We start from the raw sequence: 24,247 nt of genomic DNA, 5'->3' as shown, positions 1-24,247 counted from the left end.
AACTGGGAGTGATGTTCCACTACGGGAAGCTGAATATGGCGTTCTGAGTCTTCCCACCATAATCGGGGAAGACCCATATAAATACAGTTTTTGTTCGTGAAAAGGGAATGGAAAGGGTAGCATTTTCGCGGGTGCCTGAGGCTTTCTGAGCCAGGCATTTTGCAGGGTTCAGAAAGGTGAAAGCCCCAGGAGATAGTGTTATCAACCTGAGGCTTATCATCCAACCCTAGACAAGTTGGATGTTAGTCTCTTTTTTGCACGGAGGCAATGACATGCTAACGAAGTACGCCCTGGTGGCGATCGTGGTGCTGTGTATGACAGCACTGGGTTTCACGCTGTTGGTTCGCGACTCGCTTTGCGAGATGAGTTTCAAACAACGTGATACTGAGTTTAAAGCTGTTCTCGCTTACGAAGTGACGAAGTAGCTAGCTGACTTTTGCGGGGAGCAATCCCCGCAAATCATCTTGTCAGGCTGGAACTTCACGCACCCATTCTTTTAACCTGCCTGCGCATTCTGCGAGCGGGAAAGCTGCACCGCATTTTGCCAGTCGCGCCAGCGTTTTTGCAGCCTGTCGTGGCGCTGCGCATCCGGGGTGAAGGTGACATGCTCGGGCAGATACTGGCGCAACTGTTCGGTGTCCACCTGCAACAGCGCTTTGCGCGCCAGCAGGGCGGCGCCCATCGCCGAAAGCTCTGGCACATCGCTGCGCATGACCGGGCAACCGAGCAGGTCGGCCTGGTACTGCATCAGCCAGTCGTTTTTGGTGGGGCCGCCGTCGACCATCAGCGCTTTCAGGGAAAAATCACCGTGCTGGCGCATCGCCACCACTACGTCTGCAATCTGATAGGTGATGGATTCCAGCGCCGCACGCACCAGATGGGCACGCTTAACGCCACGGCTGAGCCCATGGATAAGTCCCCTGGCATCTTCATCCCACCAGGGCGCGCCAAGCCCGGTTAACGCCGGGACAAAATAGACCCCGAGAGTAGAGTCGACCGACGCCGGTAGCCTGTTCAGTGCCTCGGCCAGTTCAGCCTCCGGCAGTTCACTTAAGCCCGTGCTTTCGGCCATCCAGGCAACCGCGTCGCCGGTGTGCGGAATATTGCCTTCCAGCCCGTATACCAGCCGTTCGCCGTCATGCCAGGCAACGGTAGTGGCAAGGGATTTCACATCGCACCGGGCTGATGCGACCGGGCCTTTACCGACGACCCCGTGCCATAGGTTGCTTTTACGCAGCCCGCAGCCCCCAGGCCGTGGGCGAAAAGCGCAGCATGGGAGTCGCCGATCATCGCCATCACCGGAATGCCGTCCGGGATACCGGCAAGCTGTCTGGTGTGGCCAAAGAGTCCGCTGGAGGGACGAATTTCCGCTAATGCCTGGCGCGGGATGCCGAACAGCGTCAACATCTCATCATCCCAGTCGGCGGTGTTCAGGTTCAGTAACTGGGTGCGCGAGGCATTGGAATAGTCGCAGCAAAAAGAGTCGCCTGCCGTCAGGTGCCAGAGCAGCCAGCTGTCGACCGTTCCCAGGCAAATCTCACCCTGTTGCGCCAGTTGTGCGCCATTGGGAACCGAGGCCAGAAGCCAGCGCATTTTGGAGGCCGAAAACAGCGGAGCGACCGGTAAACCGGTCACCGCTTTGATTTGTGCTTCCTGGCCTTGCGCCCGCAGTGCATGGCAAAAATCAGCGGTGCGGGAGCATTGCCAGGTAATAGCCGGGCCTAATGGCTGGCCGCTTGCCCGGTACCAGCCAACGGCGGTTTCCCGCTGATTGCTGACCGCCAGCGCCGCCACCCGTTCAGCGCCCACCTGCGCGACCACCTGACGGATAACGTCCAGCGAGGCCTCCAGAAGGGTCTGCGCGGATTGTTCCACCCAGCCTTCGCGTGGCGTCTGAATGGTTAAGGGGCGCGACGCTTTCGCTACCACATTTCCCTGCTCATCCAGCGCAACGGCTTTCGCGTTGGTGGTCCCTTCATCAAGGGCGATAACAATATCTTTCGACATCTCCATTCTCCATCAGGCCCGGATGCGTTGCATTACTGGTGCAGGTAAGTGTCTACGTTGAGATAACGCGTAAAGGCCTCGTGCAGTACTTCCCCGCTGGCCGCATGGTTCATGGCCACATGATGTTCAAAGCCGTTGCGGCAAATATAAGACAGCAACTCTTCCAGGCGTGGAACCTGGATAACCGCGCGACAACCGACGGTATCCAGCGGATCGTCAACGGATTTTCCCTCACCGACATAGGCTTTAATTTCACCGGTGAGATCGTCGGTGCTCAGGCGGAAATAGGTAAGAGAGCCTGCTTTCAGGCGGCCATGCACTGCGCCGCAGGTATTCTCTTTACCCACGGTGGTGCCAATAATGTCTGCGGTACCCATATGCGGGGTTTCGAGACTGGCAGAGGCGAAGTTACCGCAGTGGAAGAGAACGCATTTGTCACGATCGTCGCCGAAGTTGTTATTCCAGTCGGCAATGGATGCCGGGCTCAGATTGGCGCTGGCGAGGGCATACATGGAGAGCGCCCCCATCACATCCACTTCGCAGGCGGAAGGCATTAACTGGCCGGACATGACACTCATAATGGAGCAAACGTTAATGCCGAGGTTTTCCTGTAATGAGGTCCAGCACTGAATGGCGGTGGTGTCGATATCGTTGGCGATAACCCACTCGCTGATGACCACAAACAGCTTCGCCATGGTGACCAGTTTTTCTGCCGGAATATGGCTGGCATCGGCGTTGTCCATCAGCAGACGGCGTTTTTCGTCAACGCGGATATCGTCATCACGCAGGGTTTTGATACGGGTGAAGATTTCCGAGAGATCCAGGGTTTCAACCGCGATCCCTAAACGTTCGAGCAATTTTTCGCTGTAGCGCACGGTATTAAAGCCCGCCGGACGCGCACCGATGGCGCCCACGCGCACCCCGCGCATGCTGCTCACCACGCGGCAAATTTGCTCAAAGCGTTTCAGATCCTGTTCGAAAACCTCGCCGCTGAGAGCGCAGACATGCTGGGTGGTCAGGGTAAACGGGATCCCGTACTGGCGCAGGTTATTGCACAGGGATATTTTGCCGCAGAAGCTGTCGCGGCGCGTCGCCAGCCCCATTTTGTCCAGATTGTCCTCCTCCGCCTGCATCAGCACCGGCACATTCAGCCCGGACAGGCGCAGGGTTTCTGCCACCGCTTTTTCATCGCCGAAGTTTGGCAGCAGCACCACCACGCCGTGGATGTCATCGCGGTGGGCGCGGAACAGTTCGGCGCAGATTTTTGCATCCTGACGCGTTTCCACCCCGCCCAGCTCAGTTTGTGTCTCATCGAGCATAATGGTGTTAATACCAAGGCGGTCAAACAGGGCGACAGCTTGCTCACGGGCCTCTGCCACCAGATAGCTTGGGAAGAAGCCACGGTTGCCAATGATCACTGCCATGGTCAGTTTTTGAGGGATTCGGGACATTGCAATTATCTCCAGTAAGTTGTTCTTTATTATTTTTATTGCCGGGTCAGTAAGAGTTGCCGGGCATTTTTTATGACAGCTGCTGCATCAATTTCATGACGTGCGCGGGTGGATGCGCGGTCGGCGGCGATGGCGTATTGTCCATCCTGAATACCGAGACGACGCAGCGGGATCCCGCAACCGGCTTCTGCCAGCACTTCGGCCACCAGGCTACCGACGCCGCCGTTCACGTTGTGCTCTTCAACGCTCACTATGGCTTTGCAGGTTTTCAGCGCCGCCAGCAGTTGTGATGTATTGCAGGGACGAATAGACGGTACACTGATAACACTGGCGTCAATACCCTGGGCTGCCAGTTGTGTGGCGGCTTCGACAATTTCATGAACGGTTGAGCCCATCGCCACCAGGGCGACATCTTTTCCTTCCCGCAGGACATCAATATTGCCAGGCGCGAAGCGATAATTTTCGTCGTGCAGCTCCGGCAGGGCTTTACCATCCAGGCGAATATAGACCGGGCCAACGTGCTCCAGCGCATAATCAATAATCTGACGGCACTCAATCGGGCAGGCCGGAGCATAGATTTCGATATTGCCAAAGCCGCGCAGGACTGAAATATCGTCAATGCTGTGGTGGGTACTGGCGAGGGGGCCATAGCTGGCGCCGGAGTTGAGGCCAAACAGCTTCACGTTGGTATTGTTGTAGCAAATATCGACTTTGATCTGCTCATTGGCGCGGGAGATCAAAAAGGGCGCCGCGTTACAGGTGACCGCCACTTTGCCGCCGATCGCCAGTCCCGCAGCCGCGCCCACCAGAGTTTGTTCGGCGATACCCACGTTGACCAGACGACCCGGAAACTGCTTCATAAAGGGGGCGATTTTGGCCGTCGAAGTCGAATCTGCCACCACGGGCACCAGGTCTATGCCACGCTCAACGGCGTCAATAAAGGCATTCACCATGACGGTGGCCAGATGTTCGCTATTACTCATCTTTCAGTTCCTCCAGCGCCAGTTCAACTTCTTCACCTTTCGGCACCCGGTGGTGCCATTCCGGACGTCCCTGAATAAAGGAAACGCCGGCGCCTTTGGTGGTATGAGCAATCACCACGTGCGGTTTTCCGCCAGCCTGTAACCCTTCCAGCGTCGCCACCACATCCGCCATATCGTTACCTTTACATTCAGTAACCTGCATACCGAAGGAGCGCCATTTTTCATCCAGCGGGTCGGTGTTCATGATCTCTTTGGTTGAACCCGCCAGCTGTAAATTGTTTTTGTCATTAATGATGACCAGGTTGTCGAGCTGATAATGGGCGGCGACCAGCGCGGCTTCCCAGTTACTGCCCTCTGCCAGTTCACCATCACCGGTGATGGCAAAGACGCGACGCTTGCTGTTGCTGCGTTTTGCCGCCAGCGCAATACCCACCGCAACCGGCAAACCGTGGCCCAGTGCGCCGGTGTTCAGCTCAATACCCGGGGTTTTATGTTTGACCGGATGGCCTGGCAGATGGGAGTCGGCATGCTGATAGGTAGAGAGCCAGTCGACGGGGATGAATCCGGCTTCTGCCAGCACGCAGTAATAGCCCCCGACAGCATGACCTTTTGACTGGATGTAGATATCACGCTCGTCGCTGTCTTTGGTGTCCGGCGAGCAGTTCAGAATACGGAAATACAGTGCGGTCAGAAGCTCCACCTGGGACAGGTCAGCCCCGGTGTGTCCACCCGCCGGGCTTTCGGCATTCAGCACGATGATGCGACGGCGGACAGCGCGTGCTTTTTTTTCAAGCTCCTCAACGGAGAGCGAAAACGGATTCATAGTACACCTCTTGAATGTATAATCTCATATGAATAAATATTCAGTCAGGGTGAAAAAGCACACCTGGGAACCCCCTTACGTGTCTTTATCGCAAGGTTTTACGGCAGGTTGTGTTATGCTTTGAATAAATATTCACTACTGATTTATTATTCATGGTTAAAGATATGCCCTGAAATGCACTTTGTCTACGCTTTGCAGCGGCATATTTCGAAGAAAGGAGAAAAGGATCACATTTGGATCCAGTAGCTGATGAAGAGGGTGGCTTGTTATCTATTCAGGGATGAATAAAAATGACAGAAGCTGAATTAAGGGGAACGTTATGTCGAAGCAGGATGAACAACGTCTGCTGGTGAAAATCGCCACGCTTTACTACAACGAGAACAAAAAACAGTCTGAGATAGCCTCTCTGATGAATTTGTCTCAATCATTTGTCTCACGCGCTCTGACCCGCTGTCAAAAAGAGGGGCTGGTGAAAATCACCGTCGTGCAGCCGACCAATATCTTTGTCGCGCTGGAAAAAGCCATTGAACAGCAGTACGGCATTCGCCAGGCCATTGTGGTGGATGTGGGCGAAAATGCGACCAACGCGCAGATGAAGCACGCGATTGGCAGCGCGGCAGCGCACTATGTGGAAACCCGCGTGCGCCCGGAAGACCTGGTGGGCATTTCTGCCTGGAGCAGCACCATCCGCTGTATGGTCGATGAGATGCATCCGCAGAATATTCGCGCCGCTGGGGTTATCCAGTTGCTCGGTGGGGTCGGGCCGAATGGTAACGTGCAGGCCACGATCCTCACTCAACAGCTGTCGGCGCATCTGGGTTGCCCGGCCTGGCTTTTGCCCTCTCAGAGCATCGAACACTCGGTGGAAGAGCGCGCGCGGCTGGTGAACAGCCCGGATGTTGCGGCGGTAGTGGCTAAATTCGCCCAGGTGGATGTGGCGATTGTCGGCATTGGCGAACTGGAGCCGTCACAGCTGCTAAAAAACTCCGGCAACTACTACAACGAAGATATGCTGCACCTGCTTTCCGAACGCGGCGCGGTTGGGGATATCTGTCTGCATTATTTCGATGCCGCAGGCAAACCGGTACTCAGCCAGCAAGAAGATCCGGTTATTGGTATGGAGCTGGAGCAAATTCGCGCCTGCAAGCAGGTGATTGCCTTAGCTGGCGGCCCGGAGAAGCAGAATGCGATTCGCGGTGCGCTTCAGGGGAACTATATTGATGTTCTGATTACCGATTACGCCACCGCGCGTTGCCTGGTGAGCGTATAAGCCGCATTCCCGGCTGGCTCTCTGCTGAACCGGAGAGCCAGTTATCTTACTTCAACAGCAAAAACAGTGATTAATATCAACTTTTCCAATAAAGGTTATTGCCTTACTCCTTTTTGTTATTAATTAACCCCCCGCTCATGCCGATGGTGTTTTAGGCGTTCACGCGTGTGAACGGTCTTTTTTCTTTTTTCAATTCACAGCATTTACCGGGGTTTTTATGCAATTTATCAGTAACCTAAAAATTAAAGCGGTGATGATTACCATACTGATCATTTTCACTTTACTCTGGGGTGGTGTTTCTTTCTTTTCCTTGCATGCATTAAGCGGTTTAACCGACGAAGTTGCGTTAACCAACGTTCAGCAGGTCAATGGCGATATCATTAACAACGCCAGCGATCGCTACTATCAGGTGAAATTACTGATGGACCGCGCGATGGCTTTCCAGGCCAGCGGTGATAGCCAAAACTACCAGCAAGCCGTTGTGCAGATAGGCAAAGATATCGATTTTCTGCAAGGCGGGCTGAATCAGTTTAAAGTTACCGATCACGCCAATATCAGCAGTAGTGCGATAGATAATATCTACAACAGCTCCCTGACTTTATTTAACGAAGGGATCAAACCGATGGCTGAGGCGGTAAAAGCCAATGACGTTAACGCACTGGCGCATCTGACCACGGAAAAATACAACCCACTGCGCACGGGCTTTACGCAGGCGATTGCCGCCTATAACCAGGACATCCGCGAACTCAAATCCGCAGCCAATGCACGTATCGCTGACTGGGTCTCCCTGACCCGTACCATCATCATTATTGCGATGGTGATAGGTGTCATTATGCTGGTACTTTCCGAGCGCTTCCTCGCGGTGTTCCTTGCGCGCCCGCTGGAATGGGTGAAACAGCATTTGCAGGTCCTCTCTGTCGGCAATCTGGATAAACCGACGCAGGCGATGGGCAATAGCGAGGTGGATCAACTGATCCCTTACCTGGAAACCATGCAGTCTAACTGGGTGAAAACGGTCAGCCAGATCCGTAACAGCGCAGGTGAGATTTATCAGGGCACCAGCGAAATCGCGTCCGGCAATACAGACCTGTCTTCGCGTACTGAAGAGCAGGCGGCGGCGCTGACCGAAACGGCCGCCAGCATGGAGCAACTGAGTGCGGTGGTGAAACAAAATGCCGACAATGCCAACCAGGCCAGTTTACTGGCGAACGCAGCCTCCGAAGCGGTGAACAAAGGTGAAGAACGCGTGCAGGCGGTGATGGCCAGCATGAAAAATATCACTGACAGTTCGCAGAAAATTACCGACATTATCAACGTCATTGACAGCATTGCCTTCCAGACCAATATCCTGGCGCTTAACGCGGCGGTGGAAGCGGCGCGTGCGGGCGAGCAGGGACGTGGTTTTGCGGTGGTTGCCAGCGAGGTGCGTAACCTGGCGCAGCGCAGCGCCGGGGCAGCGAAAGAGATCAAAGTGCTGATCGATGAGTCGGTAGCCAATGTGAACAACGGTTATGACTAGGTTAAACTGACCAATGAATCGATGGACAACATCCTCAAATCGGTCACCAGCGTGACAGACATTATGGGTGAAATCGCGTCTGCGTCAGATGAGCAGAGCAAAGGCATTAGCCAGGTGGGTACGGCGATCTCGCAGATGGACAGCGTGACTCAGCAAAACGCCGCGCTGGTGGAAGAGTCTTCAGCTACTTCTGGTTCGCTTGAACAGCAGGCATACAGCTTAACGGAAATTGTGTCGGTGTTTAAACTGCCGGGCGATGGGAAGGAGCATGCCAAAAGCGCGAAACCTGTCACTCCGGTAACGAAGGACAAAGGCAAACCCTCTGTACTGCGCCCGGCGCTTGCGGCTACCGGGAACAGCTCCGTGTCAAATACCGAGTGGGAATCGTTCTGATCCTGAGATGAAACAGCGGGTATCGCCAGCGATACCCGTTATTTTTACTTGTTTTCTATCACGGCTTTTTGCGCCACCACCGCCGCTTTCTGCTGCATCCGGTTTTGCATCTGATCGATGATGACCGCCACGATAATCACGATGCCTTTAATCACCATTTGCCAGAACTCGCTGACGCCCATCATCACCAGCCCATCGGCGAGGAAACCAATGACAAACGCGCCAATCAGCGTACCGAGCACGGTACCGCGCCCGCCCGCCAGCGACGTGCCACCAAGCACTACTGCGGCAATCGCATTCATTTCAAACGCGGTACCGTTGGCCGGATGGCTTGCCAGAAGCTGGGCTGAGACCACAATCCCGGCAAGCGCCGCACAGAATCCGGAAATGGTGTAGACCCAAATCTTGACCTGTTTGACCTTGACGCCGGAAAGCTCCGCCGCCCGTTCGTTATCGCCGATGGCGTAAACGTGGCGACCAAAGGGCAGGCGACGGGCGACATAGGCAATGACCAGCGCCAGCACAATCATCAGCCAGATAGCCCACGGAATGCCGAACAATGTACCAGCGCCAATCTCGTCAAAGCCGGTATTGCCGAGCTGCGGATTGCCTGACAGGCCGGGGAAGGTCTGCCCGTCAGAGGTCAGCATGGCCGCACCGCGCAGCACGTACATGGTGCCGAGGGTGCAAATAAAAGGCGCGACGTTATAGCGGGTGATTATCCAGCCGTTCACCGCCCCGATGGCCCCGCCAATCAACAGCACCAGCGGCACAATCACCCACACGCTTGGGAAAATGGCGATGCCAAACATCGGCAACACAATGCCTTTGGTGATCATCCATCCTGCCATCATGCCGCACAGACCCAGCGTTGCCCCGATGGACAAATCAATCCCGGCGGTGATGATGACAAAGGTAATGCCCAGTGCCAGAAACGCATTGATGGCGATATGTTTGATCATGATGACCAGACTACCGGTGGACAAAAAACCTGGAACGGTGGCGGTAAAGAAGCCAACAATCAGGAACAGTGCGATAAAGGTACGCAGCTTAAGCAGTAACAGCAGAATATTTTCGCGGGACAACGACGCGCCTGCACGCGGAGTCACGGCCACAGATTGTGTTGTTTTCATATCAGAACCCCTGAGCACTTGCCGTTACCAGTGCCGACTCCTCGGCATGACAGCGATCGATATCTGCGGTCAGCTTGCCACCGGACATCACCAGAATGCGGTCAGATACCGCCATAATTTCTTTCAGATCTGAGGTGGAAAAGACCACCGCAATCCCCTGTTCCGAGAGCTGGACCATCATGCGGAACACATCGGCTTTGGCACCAACGTCAATACCACGTGTCGGTTCATCCAGAAACAGCACTTTCGGGTTGGTCAAAAGCGAACGACCAATCACCACTTTTTGCTGATTACCCCCGCTCAGCGCCTGGATCTCAACCTCCGGAGTGGAAACTTTGATCGACAGGTTGCCAATGGTACTGGCGACCACCGCCTGTTCCTCTTTTTCTGCGATGGTGAAACCGCGCTGCAAACGCCGCCATAAACTGGCGATGGTCAGATTGGTCGCCACCGATGAAATCGGGAAGATGCCGGTACGCTTGCGGTCTTCCGGCACCAGACTCATCCCCATGCGGATACGGTCGGCGGTTGCCAGACGCTGCGGCACCGGTTTGCTGTCGAGCCACAGTTTGCCAAGATAGTTACGTTCCGTGCCGAGCATGCATTCGAACAGTTCGGTACGTCCCGCGCCCATCAGGCCATAAATCCCGACAATTTCGCCGCTATGCACTTTAAAGGTCACATCGTCGACGACGGCATTGCCTGCGCTGTTAACACAGGTGATATGTTCCGCTTCCAGCACCGGCGCGCCAAAGGTGCGGCCAGGGGTGAGGAAGTTGCTCACCGGATCGCTGCCCAGCATTTCCCGGACAATCCACGGCACATCGATATCGCGCACTTTCGCTTCGGCCTGGAATTTGCCGTCGCGCAAAATGGTTATCACATCGCCAATCGCCATCAGCTCTTCCAGACGGTGCGAAATATAGATAATCGACACGCCCTGGCGGGTCAGTTCGCGGATCACCCTAAAGAGGATTTCCACTTCCGTTTTACTCAGGGCCGAGGTGGGTTCGTCGAGGATCAGAATGTCCGCGTCTTCTGCCAGCGCCTTGGCAATTTCCACCAGTTGCTGCTGACCCACCTTCAGGCTGCCCACCAGCTCTTTCGGCGAGATGGGCTGGTCGAGACGGGTTAACAGTTCCGCTGTACGCTTTTCCTGCTCAGCCTCGTTGATAGGCGTAATGCCTTTTTGCAGTTCACGGCCAAGGAAAATATTCTCGGCGACATTGAGGTTTTCAAACAGATTCAACTCCTGGTGAACCATGCCGATACCCAGCGCCGCCGCCGCGCGGGTACTGGAAATATGTACCGGTTTGCCATTCAGCTCGATTTCACCCAGGCTCGGCTGCTGCACCCCGGCAAGGATTTTCATCAGGGTGGATTTCCCTGCGCCATTCTCGCCGATAATGACGTTCACTTTGCCGCGCCAGACGTTGTAATCCACATTATCCAGGGCCACGGTGCCCGGAAAAAGCATCGAGATGCCACGGGTGCGCAGAATAATGTCATCCACAGGTACATCGCTCATTACTGCTCCTCCTGTTTCAACTCCAGGGCTACGGCATCTTCGGTTTGACCCGCGTTAATGGTAACGGCCATCAATACCGTTGCGGGTTTTCCTGCCCAACTGGCATCCGTTTTCGCCAGCGTCTTCACCGCTTCGCGGTTGTAGGCTCTTGAGAGCTGAGCGAACTGAACCTGGTTGGTAAAGTCTTCAAATTTAAAGCCTGTTGCATCACGGATCGCGTTTCCGCGAACCACCGGGCCTAACTGGATCTCCAGCGGTTTACCGTTAAATGTCATCACCAGTTTTTGTTCACGTTCATTACTGGCATCAATACGTTCGACCAGGCTTGTCAGACGGACAAACACACTGTGCGGTTTGTCATGGGTTGCTTTCAGTTGTGTGGTCAGCGCGGTGGCGTCCAGCGCATGTTTATGGGCGGCGTCGATGACGCGTTCTTGCCAGGTTTGTTGCGCGATCTGCTGTGGGGTCAGGTTGTCGAAGCTGGCTTTCGCATTCGGATCGGCAGGCAGTATCGGCTTGCCGTTTTCATCCAGATCCACCACGGTGCAGGCCGTCAGCAACAGGGTGGTGCACCCTATAAATGCAGCACCCCATTGTTTTAACGACATAACGTCTCCGCGATTATTTGCCGAGGTTGAACAGTTTCAGTTTGCTGGCGTTGCTTTCATCAATCAGCATGCAATCCATCAACTGTTTTTCATCCTTCTGTGCTTTACCGTTTTTCAGGTAGTAGTCCGCCTGCTCAACGGCCATTTGCGCCTGTTGCCAGCCAGGCTGCAGCACCGTGGCTTTGATATTGCCTTTATTAATAATGGAGTCGCGAACGTAATCACTGCCGTCAAAACCGACCACGATAACACTGGTTTTGCCCGCAGCTTTCAGCGCGGCTTCGGCACCCAGCGCCATGGTGTCATTACCGGAGATCACACCGACAATATCGGGGTTGGTTTGCAAAATAGCTTCCATACGCGTGAAGGCTTCGGTCTGGCTCCAGTTGGCGGTTTGCTGCGCCACCATCTTCATGTCCGGGTAGTCATCAAGAATGTCGTGATAGCCCTGAGAGCGGACGCTGGCGTTGGTGTCCGACTGGCGGCCCAGCAGCTCAACGTATTTACCCTTGCCGTTGAGCAGTTTGGCGAATTTTTCTGCCCCGAGCTGTGCGCCCTGGTAGTTGTTGGAGACGATTTGCGCCACGGCAACGCCGGTTTTGTTAATTTCACGGTCGATCAGGAAGGCCGGAACGCCAGCCGCTTTGGCTTTTTCCAGTGGACCAACGGTCGCGTCAGCTCCGGCGTTATCGAGAATAATGGCTTTCGCTTTACGGGCAATGGCCGTTTCGATCAGCTGATTTTGTTTGTTTACGTCATCATCGTGGGACGCCACCAGCGTGGTATAGCCCAGCTCTTTGGCTTTAGCCGCCGCGCCGTCAGCTTCAGCTTTAAAGAATGGATTGTCGTGTGAGGGGGTGATAATGGCGATCAGTCCGTTATCGGCGGCAAACAGCGAACCGGAAGCGGCGATCAGGGAAGCCAGTACAGCAGATTTCAGTAGGGTCGTTTTCATCTTTTTCTCCACATTGAATATATATTCAATAATGATTTATTATTCAAATTAACGATAAATCGACAACAGCAAACTGTCTACGGTTTACGCAGCTAATTTCTTAAAAGGAGAAAAGGATCACGATCCTGAGCGAGGGACCGTTAACAAAGTAATGATCAGGTCGTTCTGCATTATCCACGCGAGATCAACGCAAATTCCCGCCAGTTTGTCGCTAAATTCGTTTGTCAGGCGCAGGGTAATGCCGGTCGAATTGAGGGCTGTCACCTGGGCGCTGTGAAAGCCCGGGAAGGGAAAAGCGGCATAAGAGTACGCTTTGTAGACACTCTCTTTGGCAGAAAATGCCAGCGTCAGCGCCAGAGAAAAAGGCAAGCCGGAGTGGGTCAGGAGACTCCGCTCGGCGGGAGTGATAATGCTATCGACCACTTCATTGCAAGTTTCCGGGCTAAACAGTGCTTCAATGTCCACGCCCACCGGCGTGGGAGCTATCACTGCCAGCGCCCGGTTCGAGCAGTGGCTGATGCTGCCATAAAGCCCTGCAGGCCACAGTGGCTCGGCTCTGTCACCGATCCCCGGTACGGTGTTGATATTGTGCTCATGCAGCGCATGGACGGCGGCAATGCGCCCGGCCAGATGCTCTGCTTTGCGCTTACGCCCGGCATGTTGCAACCGCAGATGATGCGGCAGCCACAGCAAATCGCTGTCAGCAAAAGTGGTTGCGTCAAAGGTAATGAGATGCAGAAGATGGGTGTTGAGCCTGAGTGTCGTGTGGTGGGTTTGCATAATTCGCCTCAGGATACCCCTCTCCCCGTAAGGAGAGGGGGCAGAACGTAACAACGCTTTTAGAAACGAGTATTTACACCCATATACCAGGTACGACCTGATTCGTTATAGGTGTTGGCGCCCGCGCCGTACATCCAGCTTGTGCCGCCGCCGGTGCTTTGCGCATTACCCATACGCCAGTGACGTTTATCAAACACGTTGCTGACGCCGCCGGTCAGGCTGAGGTTTTTGTTCACGTCCCAGGTGCCGCTAAGCCCGACGATGCTATAAGGGCTCACTTCATCGGTCGCAGAACCGGTTACGCGGTTGCCTTTGTAGTCAAATTTCTTCGGTTCCTGTTTACCGTACCAGGTAAAGGTGGATTGCAGAGAGACATCCTGAACAACCTGCCAGCTCAGGGTCGAGTTCCAGGTATATTCCGGAATAATCGACAGACGTTCGCCGGTGGTTTTGTTCTTACTTTGCAGCATGTAAGTGATGTTATTGGTCCAGGTGACGGTTTCACTTACCGGCACATTGAACGTACCTTCCAGACCTTCAACAACCGCTTTTGGCACATTATCCCATTGGTAAATATAGGTGTTTGTCGTGGTGCTGCCGCTGGTGATTGAGGTTTGTCCTACCGGAGAGTAGCCAGACTCAATCTTGTTGCGGTAGTCGTTACGGAACCAGGTCACGCCAGCCAGCCAGCCGTCACGCTTGAACTCCAGACCAATCTCTTTGTTGATACTGGTTTCCGCTTTCAGGTCGTCATTACCCTGCATATAACAGCCGATACTATTGCCGTTGGCATCAACACTAATGGCGTAGCAGCCCTGGCCTTTACTGTAGAGGATATAGTTCGGGTTGGTCTGGTACAGACTCGGTGCTTTATAGGCACGGGCAATACCCATTTTCAGGGTAAAGTCATCGCCAAGACCCTGGGACAGATTCAGCGACGGGCTCCAGTTATTGCCAACGATGGTGTGATGATCGAAACGCAACGCCGGGGTCAGCATGGTGCTGTCGGTCAACTCAATGTTGTCTTCCGCGAATACCGAGAGGATATCGGCATCGGAGTAAGGGCTACGGCCGGTGCTGCTGTAACCAGGAATATTGCCACCCGCAAAGTTCTGGGTATTGGAGGTGGAATCCTTCATGCTCTGATGATCCCACTCAGCACCGATAGTCAGGTTCTGCTTAAACACCAGGTCCAATGGGATACTGGCTTCACTGTGCATCAGCAGGTCGCTGTAATCGATATCGGCAAACTTGTCTGCGTTAAACAGACCTTCCAGACCGCCTGCCAGACCTTCCGGAATACGGGAGTTACGCGTGTGTTCATAGCGCACCCAGTTGCTGGTGGTCACGCCATTATCCCAGCCGCCGGTCCAGGTCGCGGAGTAGTTCTGACGATAAAGACGGTTGGTCTCTTTACCGTAGTTTTTGTTAACGTAGTTGTTGCTGGAGCTGTCGTTGTTGGTGTTCTGGGTATCACCGGCATACAGGTTACCCTGACGGCTGTACCCGGCCTGGAATTCCAGTGCCTGCATTGGCGCAAAGTCCCAACGCACCACGCCAGTAACATCTTTGTTGATTGAACCTTCACGTCCCGCCGCAACAGTATTGGCATAGGTGCCGGTACGTTCGGACTGGTGACCGACGTTAATATCCTGAGCATCGGCCTGGGTTTTGGACAGGTTGCCGTACAGACGGAAGGTGAAATCGCCGCCCAGCGGGCCGCTCAGGCTAAAGTTGGTGCGTTTGGTTGCTCCTTCTTCTTTGTGCTCAGGCGCATTGAAGTAGGTATTCCATGAACCATGCCACTCGCCGCTGGTGTCTTTTTTGGTGATAATATTCACCACGCCGCCCGCAGCGCCGTTACCGTAACGGGCCGCCGCCGGGCCACGGATAACGTCAATACGTTCAATTAATTCTGGCGGAACCCAGTTGGTATCGCCGCGGCTATCGCGCTCGCCGCGCCAGCCCAGACGCACTGAGTTACGGCTGGTTACCGGTTTGCCATCGACCAGAATCAGGGTGTTTTCCGGGCCCATACCGCGAATATCAATCTGACGGTTGTTGCCGCGCTGGCCGCTGGTGGCATTACCGGTCAGGTTAACGCCCGGCATAGTGCGGATAATTTCAGAAACGTCACGCGCGGGGGGATTCTTACGGATTTCATCTGCGGTGATAGTTGAAACCCCCGGAGCCTGGAGATTCTGCTGTGCTGCGGTAACAACAATCGTCTCTTCAGGATTGGTGGTTTCTGCTGCGTGTAGCGGTAATGCAATGCCATAAATTCCCATATTGACCAGTACGGCCAGGGAACGAATTTTATATTTCATTGTAATTCCTGCATTTATTCCGTGTTACTCGGACGATCCTTTCCCAATGGGCGAGGGTCACGGCATGATGTCGCCAGCCTGCTGCGAAGGGCACTCATTCCTGAGAAAAATCGCGGCAAGTGACATTTTTATAATGAAAGACGCGCCGATGCAGGCGCGGGCAATACGCTATTGCAAATGCAAATAGTTATCAATAATATTATCAATATTTTTGTTAATGCAAGCAAAAATTTCCACATGTAATTCGGGGTTAATGCGGTGGTGCAAGAGACGGGAAGTGATGCTTGGTGGGCATCAAAACAGGGGCCGGAGTGGGAGCAAGACGCAACGGGCCAGTACCGTGTCACCTTCTGGTGGCGCGATCCCGCTGGCAGCGAGACCACTTCAGCCATCCGGCATGTCTGGCTTTATATAACGGGCGTCACCGATCACCATCAGCAGTCAGCTCCCCAGTCCCTGACGCGCATTGCAGGCACCGATGCCTGGTTCTGGCAGACCGTGCTTGAAGCGGGATGGCGGGGCAGCTACTGCCTTATCCCCTCAACGCAGCCGGACGATTTTTCCCCGCAGGTTTTTACCCAGCTTCCACCGGATCGCACCGCGCTGCGCGAAGGGTGGCGCAAACTCTTTCCTCAGGCGATTGCCGATCCGCTGAACCCGCATGGCTGGCGTGGCGGGCGTGGTCATCCGGTTTCACCGCTTTCCTTGCCTGGGGCGCCTGAGCAGCCGGGCTGGGATGCGCCTGATACGCCATACACACCTCCCATGTGTATTGACTGGCAGAGCGAGCACTTAGGCAATCGCCGCCGTGTATGGGTGTTTACCACCGGCGATGATAGTCATGCCGATCGCCCGCTGGCGGTGCTGCTTGACGGGCAATTTTGGGCCGAAAGCATGCCCGTCTGGCCTGCGCTGGCAAATCTCACCCACGAAGGCAAACTTCCTCCCGCGGTGTATCTGCTTATCGATGTGATTGACAGCGCCCACCGTAGCCAGGAGTTGCCCTGCAATGCCGATTTCTGGCAGGCAGTTCAGCAGGAGCTGCTGCCGCTGGTACGCGCCACCACGCCGTTTAGCGATCGCGCGGATCGCACCGTCGTTGCCGGACAAAGCTTTGGCGGTCTGGCCTCGTTGTATGCCGGATTACACTGGCCGGAGCGTTTTGGCTGCGTGCTCAGCCAGTCCGGCTCTTACTGGTGGCCACATCGTGGCGCTCACCAGGACGGCGTACTTATCGAGACGCTTAAGCGCGACGAACTTTCGGCGCAAGGGTTACGTATCGTGCTGGAAGCGGGCGTGCGTGAACCCCTTATCTTCCGGGCCAATCAGGCGATGCTTGCCCAGTTGCAGCGCAGCCAGACGTCGGTTATCTGGCGTCAGGTTGACGGCGGACATGATGCGCTTTGCTGGCGCGGCGGCCTGACCTCGGGGCTTATGACCCTCTGGCAGCCGCTGACGCCTGCGCAATGAGCCGCACTTTTCACGACAGGAGTCTGGTATGGAATTCAGCAACCCCTTCGATAACACCGAGGGGCAGTTTTATATTCTGCAAAATGGTCAGCAGCAGTTCAGCATGTGGCCTGAGCAATGCGCATTGCCTGAAGGCTGGCAGGTCGTTTGCGCGCCTGCTAGCTTGCAACAGTGCACCGACTGGCTTACGCAACACTGGCAGACATTAACTCCGGCACACCACGCTCAATAAGGAGAGCCGAATGACCACACGATTACCCCTGGTAGCCGCACAGTCGGGGATCTGGATGGCGGAAAAGCTCTCCACCCTGCCGAATGCCTGGAGCGTAGCGCATTATGTGGAACTGGACGGCGAGCTTGACGCTCCGCTGCTGGCGCAGGCGATTGTTGAGGGCATGAAGCAGGCCGATACGCTGCGGATGCGCTTTGCTGAGGATAACGGCGATGTCTGGCAGTGGGTGGACGATAGCCTGACGTTCCCGCTGCCGCCGATTATCGATCTGCGTGGCGAACCAGAACCACAGCGTGCGGCACTGGCCGTGATGAACGCCGACCTGGCGCAGAACCTGCGCGTGGATGGCGGTCAACCGCTGACCCTCCACGCCATCATTCAGGTCAGTGATACCTGCTGGTACTGGTATCAGCGTTATCACCATCTGCTGGTCGATGGCTTCAGTTTCCCGGCAATTACCCGCCAGATTACCGCCATTTATCGCGCGCTGCACCGCAATGAATCTCTCCCATCGTCGCCTTTTACCCCTTTCGCCGGGGTGGTGGAGGAGTACCAGCGTTATCGCGAAAGTGACGCCTGGCTGCGGGATAAAACCTTCTGGGCTGAGCAAAAACGCGCTCTGCCTGCGGCGGGATCCTTATCTGACGCCCCCTTGCCCGGACGCGCTGCGACCAGCGATATCCTGCGGCTGAAAATGGCCTTTGATACGTCGGCGTTTCGTCGTCTGAGCCAGGCCGCCCCCGCGAGCCAGCCTGCGGATCTGGCGCTGGCGCTGGTGGCCCTGTGGCTTGGCCGACTCAGCAGTCGGCTGGATTATGCCGCCGGGTTTATCTTTATGCGCCGTATGGGGTCCGCCGCGTTAACGGCAACCGGGCCGGTGCTCAACGTCCTGCCGCTGGGGGTGCATATTGATGCCCGCCAGACCCTGGCAGAACTGGCCGCAGCTCTTGCCGGGCAACTGAAAAAAATGCGCCGTCACCAGCGTTACGATGCCGAGCAAATCGTACGGGATGCCGGACGCGCAGCCGGGGATGAACCGCTTTTTGGCCCGGTGTTCAACGTCAAAATGTTCGACTATCTGCTGGATATGGACGGTATTGCCGGGCAGACCCATACGCTGGCGACCGGGCCGGTTAACGACCTGGAAATCGCTCTTTTCCCGGATGAGGATGGCGGGCTGGCGCTGGAAGTGCTGGCGAATCGTCGTCGCTATGACGAAGCCACGCTGAATACCCATATGGCGCGTCTGCACGACCTGTTAAGCCAGTTTGCCGCGAACCCGCAGCTTTGTTGCGGCGATGCACGGCTTGTGTCGGCGCAGGACGCTCAGCGCATCGAAAAAATCAACGACACCGGTGTGATGCTGCCCGCCGCCACCCTGAGTCAACTGGTGGCGCAACAGGCCGCAAAAACCCCGGATGCTCCGGCGCTGGCAGATTCAAGGCAGCAATTCAGTTACCGGGAGATGCGCGAACAGGTGGTGGCGCTGGCCAACCTGCTGCGCGAGAAGGGCGTGAAGCCGGGAGACAGCGTGGCGGTAGCTCTGCCGCGATCCGTCTTTCTTACTCTGGCGCTGCACGGCATCGTCGAGGCGGGTGCTGCCTGGTTGCCGCTCGACACCGGCTATCCGGATGAGCGCCTGCGCATGATGCTGGAAGACGCAAAGCCGCGTCTGCTTATTACCGCTGCCGACCAGCTTTCGCGCTTTAGCGATCTTCCGGGACTCACACATCTTTGTTACAGCGCGCCGCTGCCGGTGACGGACAGCGAACCTCTGGCGCTCTCCCGGCCGGATCATACCGCCTATATCATCTTTACCTCCGGCTCCACCGGGCGACCGAAAGGGGTCATGGTCGGGCAGACGGCGATCGTTAACCGTCTGCTGTGGATGCAAAACCACTACCCGCTTTGCGGGCAGGATGTGGTGGCGCAAAAGACGCCGTGCAGTTTTGACGTCTCGGTGTGGGAGTTCTGGTGGCCGTTTATTGCCGGGGCGCAACTGGTAATGGCGGAGCCTGAGGCACACCGCGACCCGTTAGCGCTGCAACAGTTTTTTGCCCGTTTTGGCGTTACCACCACCCACTTTGTGCCGTCGATGCTGGCCGCGTTTGTGGCGTCGCTTTCAGCGCAAAGCGCAGGTGAAACCTGCCATAGCCTGAACAAGGTTTTCTGTAGCGGCGAAGCCCTGCCGGCCGAATTATGCCGCGAGTGGGAACAACTGACCGGCGCACCCTTGCATAATCTTTACGGGCCAACGGAAGCGGCGGTGGACGTCAGCTGGTACCCGGCCCATGGCGAAACTCTGGCGGCAGTGAGCGGCAACAGCGTCCCCATTGGCTACCCGGTGTGGAATACCGGCTTGCGGATCCTTGATGGCATGATGCAGCCGGTGCCGCCGGGTGTGGCCGGGGATCTGTATCTTACCGGGATCCAACTGGCTCAGGGTTATCTGGGCAGGCCGGATCTTACCGCCAGTCGCTTTATCGCCGATCCTTTTGCGCCAGGCGAGCGCATGTACCGCACCGGCGATGTGGCGCGCTGGCTGGATAACGGGGCGGTGGAATACCTCGGGCGCAGCGACGATCAGCTTAAAATTCGTGGTCAGCGTATTGAGCTGGGAGAGATCGACCGGGCGCTGCTGTCGCTGCCGGACGTGGCCCAGGCCGTGACCCATGCCTGCGTATTTAATCAGGCGGTGGCCGGGCAGGGTGATGCCCGCCAGCTGGTGGGCTATGTGGTTTCCGCATCGGGCTTGCCGCTTGATGTCGCGGTGCTGCGTGAAACCTTAAGTCAGCGGCTTCCGCCGCATATGGTGCCAGTGGTGGTGCTGCAACTGAGTGAATTGCCGCTAAGCGCCAACGGCAAGCTGGATCGTAAAGCGCTGCCGCTGCCCACGCCGGTTCGTGAGAAAGATGCCCGTCCGCTGGCACCAGGTGTTGAGACTCAGGTGGCAGAGGCGTTTTCCGCGTTGCTGGGCTGCGAGGTTCTCGATGCCCAGGCCGACTTCTTTGCCCTCGGCGGACACTCGCTGCTGGCAATGCGGCTGGCAGCACTGCTGAGTAAAACTTTTGAACGCCATGTGACACCGGGGCAAATCATGGTGGCTTCCACCGTGGAGAAGCTGGCGCTACTGGTGGCGCAGGACAGCATTGACAGCCGCCTCGGGCTTGAAACCTTGCTGCCGCTGCGTGAAGGAAACGGCCCGACCCTGTTCTGTTTCCATCCGGCTTCAGGCTTTGCCTGGCAGTTCAGCGTGCTGGCGCGCTATCTCTCACCGCGCTGGTCGATAACCGGCATCCAGTCGCCGCGACCTGATGGGCCAATGCAGCAAGCCGCAACGCTGGATGAAGTGTGCGAGCACCATCTGGCGACGCTGCTGGCGCAACAACCGCACGGCCCTTATCACCTGTTTGGTTACTCCCTTGGCGGCACTCTGGCGCAGGGGATTGCGGCGCGGCTCAGCGCGCGTGGTGAAAGGGTGGCGTTTTTAGGGCTGCTGGATACCTGGCCGCCGGAAACGCAAAACTGGGCGGAGAAGGAGGCCAATGGCCTGGATCCACAAGTGCTGGCCGAGATTGAACGTGAACGTCAGGCATTTCTTGCCGCGCAGCAGGGGCAGGGCTCAAGCGAGATGTTTGCAACAATTGAAGGCAACTATGGCGATGCGGTTCGCCTGCTGACCACGGCGCACAGTACGCCGTTTTCCGGCAAAGCGACGCTGTTTGTTGCTGAACGCACGCTACCGGAAGGGACGGATCCGCACAAAGCCTGGTCGCCGTGGGTTGATGAGCTGGAGGTCTATCGCCAGGATTGCGCCCACGTGGACATTATCTCCCCGCAGGCGTTTGAAGCCATCGGCCCGGTACTGCGGGAGTTGCTGGGATAGCGGGAAACGCCCTCTTCCCGGGAAGAGGGCTTAAATCGCGTATTTACCCAGCGGCACCACCAGCGGCGTGTGCGCCACCGGATCGTCAATGATCATACAGCGCAAACCGTATACCGCTTCGATAAAGGCCGGGGTCACAATCTCTTTTGGCGCGCCCTGGGCCACAATCTTACCATCACGCAGTGCAATCAGATGGGTGGCATAACGACAGGCCTGGTTTAAATCGTGCAGCACCGCAGCCAGGGTATAGCCCTGCTCACGGTTCAAATCACTCAGCAGCTCCAGCACGTCAATCTGATAGCTGATATCCAGCCAGGTGGTGGGCTCGTCAAGCAGCATGATGGCCGTCTCCTGGGCCAGTACCATGGCTATCCAGGCGCGCTGACGTTGACCTCCCGAGAGGGTATCCACACTTTGTGTCGCCAGACTGTCGACGCCGGTGGCCCGCATCGCCCGCATAACCGCGGCTTCATCTTCCTTGCGCCAGCGGGTAAACAGTGGCTGGTGCGGATAACGCCCACGGGCGACCAGTTCCTGGACGGTGATATCGCCCGGCGTGGTGGCATTCTGCGCCAGCAGGCCAACGCGGCGTGCCACCTCTTTGCTGGCAAAGCGCTGGATCTGCTCGCCATCAAGATAGACATGGCCCTGTTCCGGGGTCATCAGGCGGCTGAGCGTGCGTAGCAGAGTCGATTTGCCACAGCCATTTGGCCCGATAATGGCAGTGAAGTGGCCGTTGGGGATGGCAACGCTCAGCTCGCTGGCAACCATCTTCTTACCGTAACTCAGGGTTAAGTTTTCACCACGCAAACGGGCTGCGGTATCGGTCATTTTTTGCGGGACTCCTGAATCAACAAGGCAATAAGGTAAATGCCGCCAAGGCTGACGGTGACGACGCCCACGGGTAACTGATAAGGGATAAATAGCTGCTGGGCGCAGAGGTCGGCAAGCAACAGCAACACGGCTCCGCAGAGTGCGGACTGGGTGAGTCCCCAGCGCGCGGTGCCGCTGACGCGACGGGCAATGTGCGGCGCCACCAGGGCGATAAACGAAATCGGCCCGGCAAGGGCGGTTGCCGAGGCGGTCAGTACCACGGCAACCAGCATCAGCAACAGGCGGGAGCGCTCGACGCTGACCCCCAACGCACAGGCGCTGTCATCGCCCATCTCCAGCAGTCGCAGGCGACGGGAGAGCAGGGTGGCAAAGACAAACATGGCGAAAATCATCGGCACCGAGGGCAACGTCTTCGCCCAGGTCAGGCCGTTTAACGATCCCGCGTTCCATAATCCAGCGGAGAGGGCGGTTTCCAGTGAGGCATGCATCAAAAGCCAGGTGTTAAAGGCCACCAGCATGGCGCGAACGGCGATGCCGACGATTATCAGGCGGAAGGTTTCAATCCCGTTTCGCCAGGCGAGTAGCCAGACGATAACGGAGGTCAGAATACCTCCTCCCATCGCGGCCAGCGCGATCGCGGTTAAGTGCTGACCATAGAGAACCATGGCCACCAGTACTCCACTCCAGGCGCCGGTATTAAAACCCATCACGTCCGGGCTACCCAGCGGGTTGCGCATCAGTGACTGGAAAATAGCGCCGCTGATACCCAGTGCGGCCCCTATCAGCAGAGCGAGAAATACCCTGGGCAGGCGCCATTCGGTGACCACCAGTTGCAGGGTGCGCGGCGCTTTACCGCTGAGGGCATCAAGGACTTGCTCAACGCTGAGCACCACCGCGCCGCTGCGCAGCCCCCACAGGGCCAGCGCAATACTGGCGAGAATCATCAGCAGGCAACTGAAGATAAGACGACGTGAAGGGGCGATCATCGGCCACCTCCACGCAGACGCCGGACCAGCACAATCAGCACCGGCGCGCCGATAAACGCGCTCACCACGGAGACGCGTAACTCGCCCGGAACGAGGAAACGGCCAATGATATCGGCGAACAGCAGCAGCGTTGGGGTGGCAATCAGCGTGACCGGTAAAGACCAGCGGTGGTCCGCGCCCACCATCCAACGCGCGAGATGTGGCATCATTAAACCGATAAAGGCAATCGGCCCAACCACCGCCGTCGCGCTGCCGCACAGTACCGTGATGGCGATAAGCCCCAGCAGTTGGGTTTGCGCCACTTTGCTGCCCAGTGCGGTGGCGGTGTCGCTGCCAAGACTCAGGCTGTTCAGCGCCCGGGCGGAAAGCAATGCCGCAGCCGTCGCCAGCAGTACGGGGAGCAGTACGATTTTCAGGGTTTGCAGGGTGCGAATATCCAGCGAGCCTGCCTGCCAGAAACGAAGCTGGTCATACACGTCCGCATTAAGCAGTGAAATACCGCTGGAGAGGCCTTCCAGCACCGCTGCAAGCGCTACGCCCGCAAGGGTCAGTCTTACCGGGCTTAACTGCCCGCCGCCTGCGCTGCCGGTAAAGGCCACCAGTAAAGAGGCGCTCAACGCACCGCAAAAAGCCAGCCCCAGTTGCTCTACCGGAGAGGCTGCGCCAAAGAGCGCGGCGCCGACCACAATAGCGAAACTGGCGCCGGAGTTGACGCCGAGCAAGCCCGGGTCGGCAAGGGGGTTGCGGGTGAGCGTTTGCATCAGGGCGCCTGCGATCCCCAGTGCGCCGCCTGCCAGTAAACCGGCCAGCGTGCGTGGCAGACGGGCATCGCGAATGATGGTGCAGTCAGCGCTCTGGCAGACGCCAGTAAAAGCATCCAGCACCACGCCGGGGGACATTGCTTTTGCGCCGAGGAAGAGGCTGAGCGCCATGGCTGTAACGAGCAATATCAACAACCCGACGACGGTGATAATCCGTGTCGGGTGAGTGGAAAACGACATAGAATTTCCCTGAGTTGATAATGATACTAATTATCGTTATCGATCTTGTTTGAATATGTTA

Annotated in this window: 17 protein-coding genes and 2 pseudogenes; 6 read left to right on the top strand and 13 right to left on the bottom strand. The window is 56.6% G+C overall.

Annotated elements, in window-relative coordinates:
* The first annotated feature begins 272 nt into the window (after positions 1-272).
* On the top strand, positions 273-425 hold the full coding sequence (locus ACSZO4_RS08265) for a Hok/Gef family protein (RefSeq protein WP_437888405.1): 153 nt from the start codon (positions 273-275) through the stop codon (positions 423-425).
* A 71-nt stretch (positions 426-496) separates the two neighbouring features.
* Here the strand turns inward: ACSZO4_RS08265 and ACSZO4_RS08260 are convergent.
* The 4 genes and pseudogenes from ACSZO4_RS08260 to ACSZO4_RS08245 all read right to left on the bottom strand — a co-directional run bounded on the left by ACSZO4_RS08260 (position 497) and on the right by ACSZO4_RS08245 (position 5,264).
* Positions 497-2,013: pseudogene (locus ACSZO4_RS08260) on the bottom strand (FGGY family carbohydrate kinase).
* Between the two features lie 26 nt (positions 2,014-2,039).
* Positions 2,040-3,458, bottom strand: coding sequence for an L-fucose/L-arabinose isomerase family protein (locus ACSZO4_RS08255; protein WP_437888404.1), 1,419 nt, complete (start codon positions 3,456-3,458; stop codon positions 2,040-2,042).
* A gap of 35 nt (positions 3,459-3,493) precedes the next feature.
* Positions 3,494-4,441 (bottom strand): transketolase family protein, encoded by a 948-nt coding sequence (locus ACSZO4_RS08250; protein WP_437888403.1) that lies wholly within the window; start codon positions 4,439-4,441, stop codon positions 3,494-3,496.
* The gene (locus ACSZO4_RS08245; protein WP_437888402.1) at positions 4,434-5,264 is read right to left on the bottom strand and encodes a transketolase; all 831 of its coding nucleotides are present in this window, start codon (positions 5,262-5,264) and stop codon (positions 4,434-4,436) included. Before ACSZO4_RS08245 ends, ACSZO4_RS08250 begins: the two co-directional genes overlap by 8 nt.
* A gap of 319 nt (positions 5,265-5,583) precedes the next feature.
* On the opposite strand from ACSZO4_RS08245, the gene ACSZO4_RS08240 reads away from it, so the two are divergent.
* Both ACSZO4_RS08240 and ACSZO4_RS08235 read left to right on the top strand, forming a co-directional pair.
* Complete coding sequence (locus ACSZO4_RS08240) at positions 5,584-6,534, top strand: sugar-binding transcriptional regulator (RefSeq protein WP_437888401.1); 951 nt, start codon at positions 5,584-5,586, stop codon at positions 6,532-6,534.
* Positions 6,535-6,751: 217 nt separating this feature from the next.
* A pseudogene (locus tag ACSZO4_RS08235) lies at positions 6,752-8,446 on the top strand (methyl-accepting chemotaxis protein).
* 44 nt (positions 8,447-8,490) lie between these two features.
* On the opposite strand, the gene ACSZO4_RS08230 reads toward ACSZO4_RS08235, so the two are convergent.
* The 6 genes from ACSZO4_RS08230 to ACSZO4_RS08205 all read right to left on the bottom strand — a co-directional run bounded on the left by ACSZO4_RS08230 (position 8,491) and on the right by ACSZO4_RS08205 (position 15,777).
* On the bottom strand, positions 8,491-9,579 hold the full coding sequence (locus ACSZO4_RS08230) for an ABC transporter permease (RefSeq protein WP_437888400.1): 1,089 nt from the start codon (positions 9,577-9,579) through the stop codon (positions 8,491-8,493).
* A 1-nt stretch (position 9,580) separates the two neighbouring features.
* Positions 9,581-11,107, bottom strand: coding sequence for a sugar ABC transporter ATP-binding protein (locus ACSZO4_RS08225; protein WP_437888399.1), 1,527 nt, complete (start codon positions 11,105-11,107; stop codon positions 9,581-9,583).
* Positions 11,107-11,715 carry a DUF2291 family protein gene (locus ACSZO4_RS08220; RefSeq protein ID WP_437888398.1) on the bottom strand — a complete coding sequence of 203 codons (609 nt, stop codon included), beginning with the start codon at positions 11,713-11,715 and terminating at the stop codon, positions 11,107-11,109. The genes ACSZO4_RS08225 and ACSZO4_RS08220 overlap by 1 nt, the downstream gene beginning before the upstream one ends.
* Before the next feature lie 13 nt (positions 11,716-11,728).
* Positions 11,729-12,670 (bottom strand): D-ribose ABC transporter substrate-binding protein, encoded by a 942-nt coding sequence (locus tag ACSZO4_RS08215; RefSeq protein WP_437888397.1) that lies wholly within the window; start codon positions 12,668-12,670, stop codon positions 11,729-11,731.
* Between the two features lie 117 nt (positions 12,671-12,787).
* Positions 12,788-13,450 carry an enterobactin synthase subunit EntD gene (gene entD, locus ACSZO4_RS08210; RefSeq protein WP_437888396.1) on the bottom strand — a complete coding sequence of 221 codons (663 nt, stop codon included), beginning with the start codon at positions 13,448-13,450 and terminating at the stop codon, positions 12,788-12,790.
* Positions 13,451-13,509: 59 nt separating this feature from the next.
* On the bottom strand, positions 13,510-15,777 hold the full coding sequence (locus ACSZO4_RS08205; protein ID WP_437888395.1) for a TonB-dependent siderophore receptor: 2,268 nt from the start codon (positions 15,775-15,777) through the stop codon (positions 13,510-13,512).
* Between the two features lie 258 nt (positions 15,778-16,035).
* Between ACSZO4_RS08205 and fes the strand changes: the two genes are divergently transcribed.
* The 3 genes from fes to entF are packed head-to-tail and all read left to right on the top strand — an operon-like array spanning position 16,036 to position 21,365.
* Entirely contained in the window at positions 16,036-17,247 is a 1,212-nt protein-coding gene (gene fes, locus ACSZO4_RS08200) for an enterochelin esterase (protein WP_437888394.1), read from the top strand.
* A 28-nt stretch (positions 17,248-17,275) separates the two neighbouring features.
* On the top strand, positions 17,276-17,479 hold the full coding sequence (locus ACSZO4_RS08195; RefSeq protein ID WP_437888393.1) for an MbtH family protein: 204 nt from the start codon (positions 17,276-17,278) through the stop codon (positions 17,477-17,479).
* Between the two features lie 10 nt (positions 17,480-17,489).
* Entirely contained in the window at positions 17,490-21,365 is a 3,876-nt protein-coding gene (gene entF, locus ACSZO4_RS08190; RefSeq protein ID WP_437888392.1) for an enterobactin non-ribosomal peptide synthetase EntF, read from the top strand.
* Positions 21,366-21,395: 30 nt separating this feature from the next.
* Here entF and fepC read toward each other — a convergent pair whose 3' ends face one another.
* From fepC to fepD, 3 genes are read right to left on the bottom strand one after another with little or no spacing between them, the layout of a single operon-like run.
* Positions 21,396-22,196 carry an iron-enterobactin ABC transporter ATP-binding protein gene (gene fepC, locus ACSZO4_RS08185; RefSeq protein WP_437888391.1) on the bottom strand — a complete coding sequence of 267 codons (801 nt, stop codon included), beginning with the start codon at positions 22,194-22,196 and terminating at the stop codon, positions 21,396-21,398.
* Positions 22,193-23,185 (bottom strand): iron-enterobactin ABC transporter permease, encoded by a 993-nt coding sequence (fepG, locus tag ACSZO4_RS08180; RefSeq protein ID WP_437888390.1) that lies wholly within the window; start codon positions 23,183-23,185, stop codon positions 22,193-22,195. The genes fepC and fepG overlap by 4 nt, the downstream gene beginning before the upstream one ends.
* Positions 23,182-24,186: a Fe(3+)-siderophore ABC transporter permease gene (fepD, locus tag ACSZO4_RS08175; protein ID WP_437888389.1), complete on the bottom strand. Its 1,005-nt coding sequence runs from the start codon at positions 24,184-24,186 to the stop codon at positions 23,182-23,184. The genes fepG and fepD overlap by 4 nt, the downstream gene beginning before the upstream one ends.
* Positions 24,187-24,247: the final 61 nt, after the last annotated feature.

The sequence above is a fragment of the Phytobacter sp. V91 genome (genome assembly GCF_965644225.1).
GTDB lineage: Bacteria > Pseudomonadota > Gammaproteobacteria > Enterobacterales > Enterobacteriaceae > CBFFRJ01.
The sequence above is the reverse complement of the archived record's forward strand: the minus strand, read 5'-3'. Positions and strand labels throughout refer to the sequence as shown.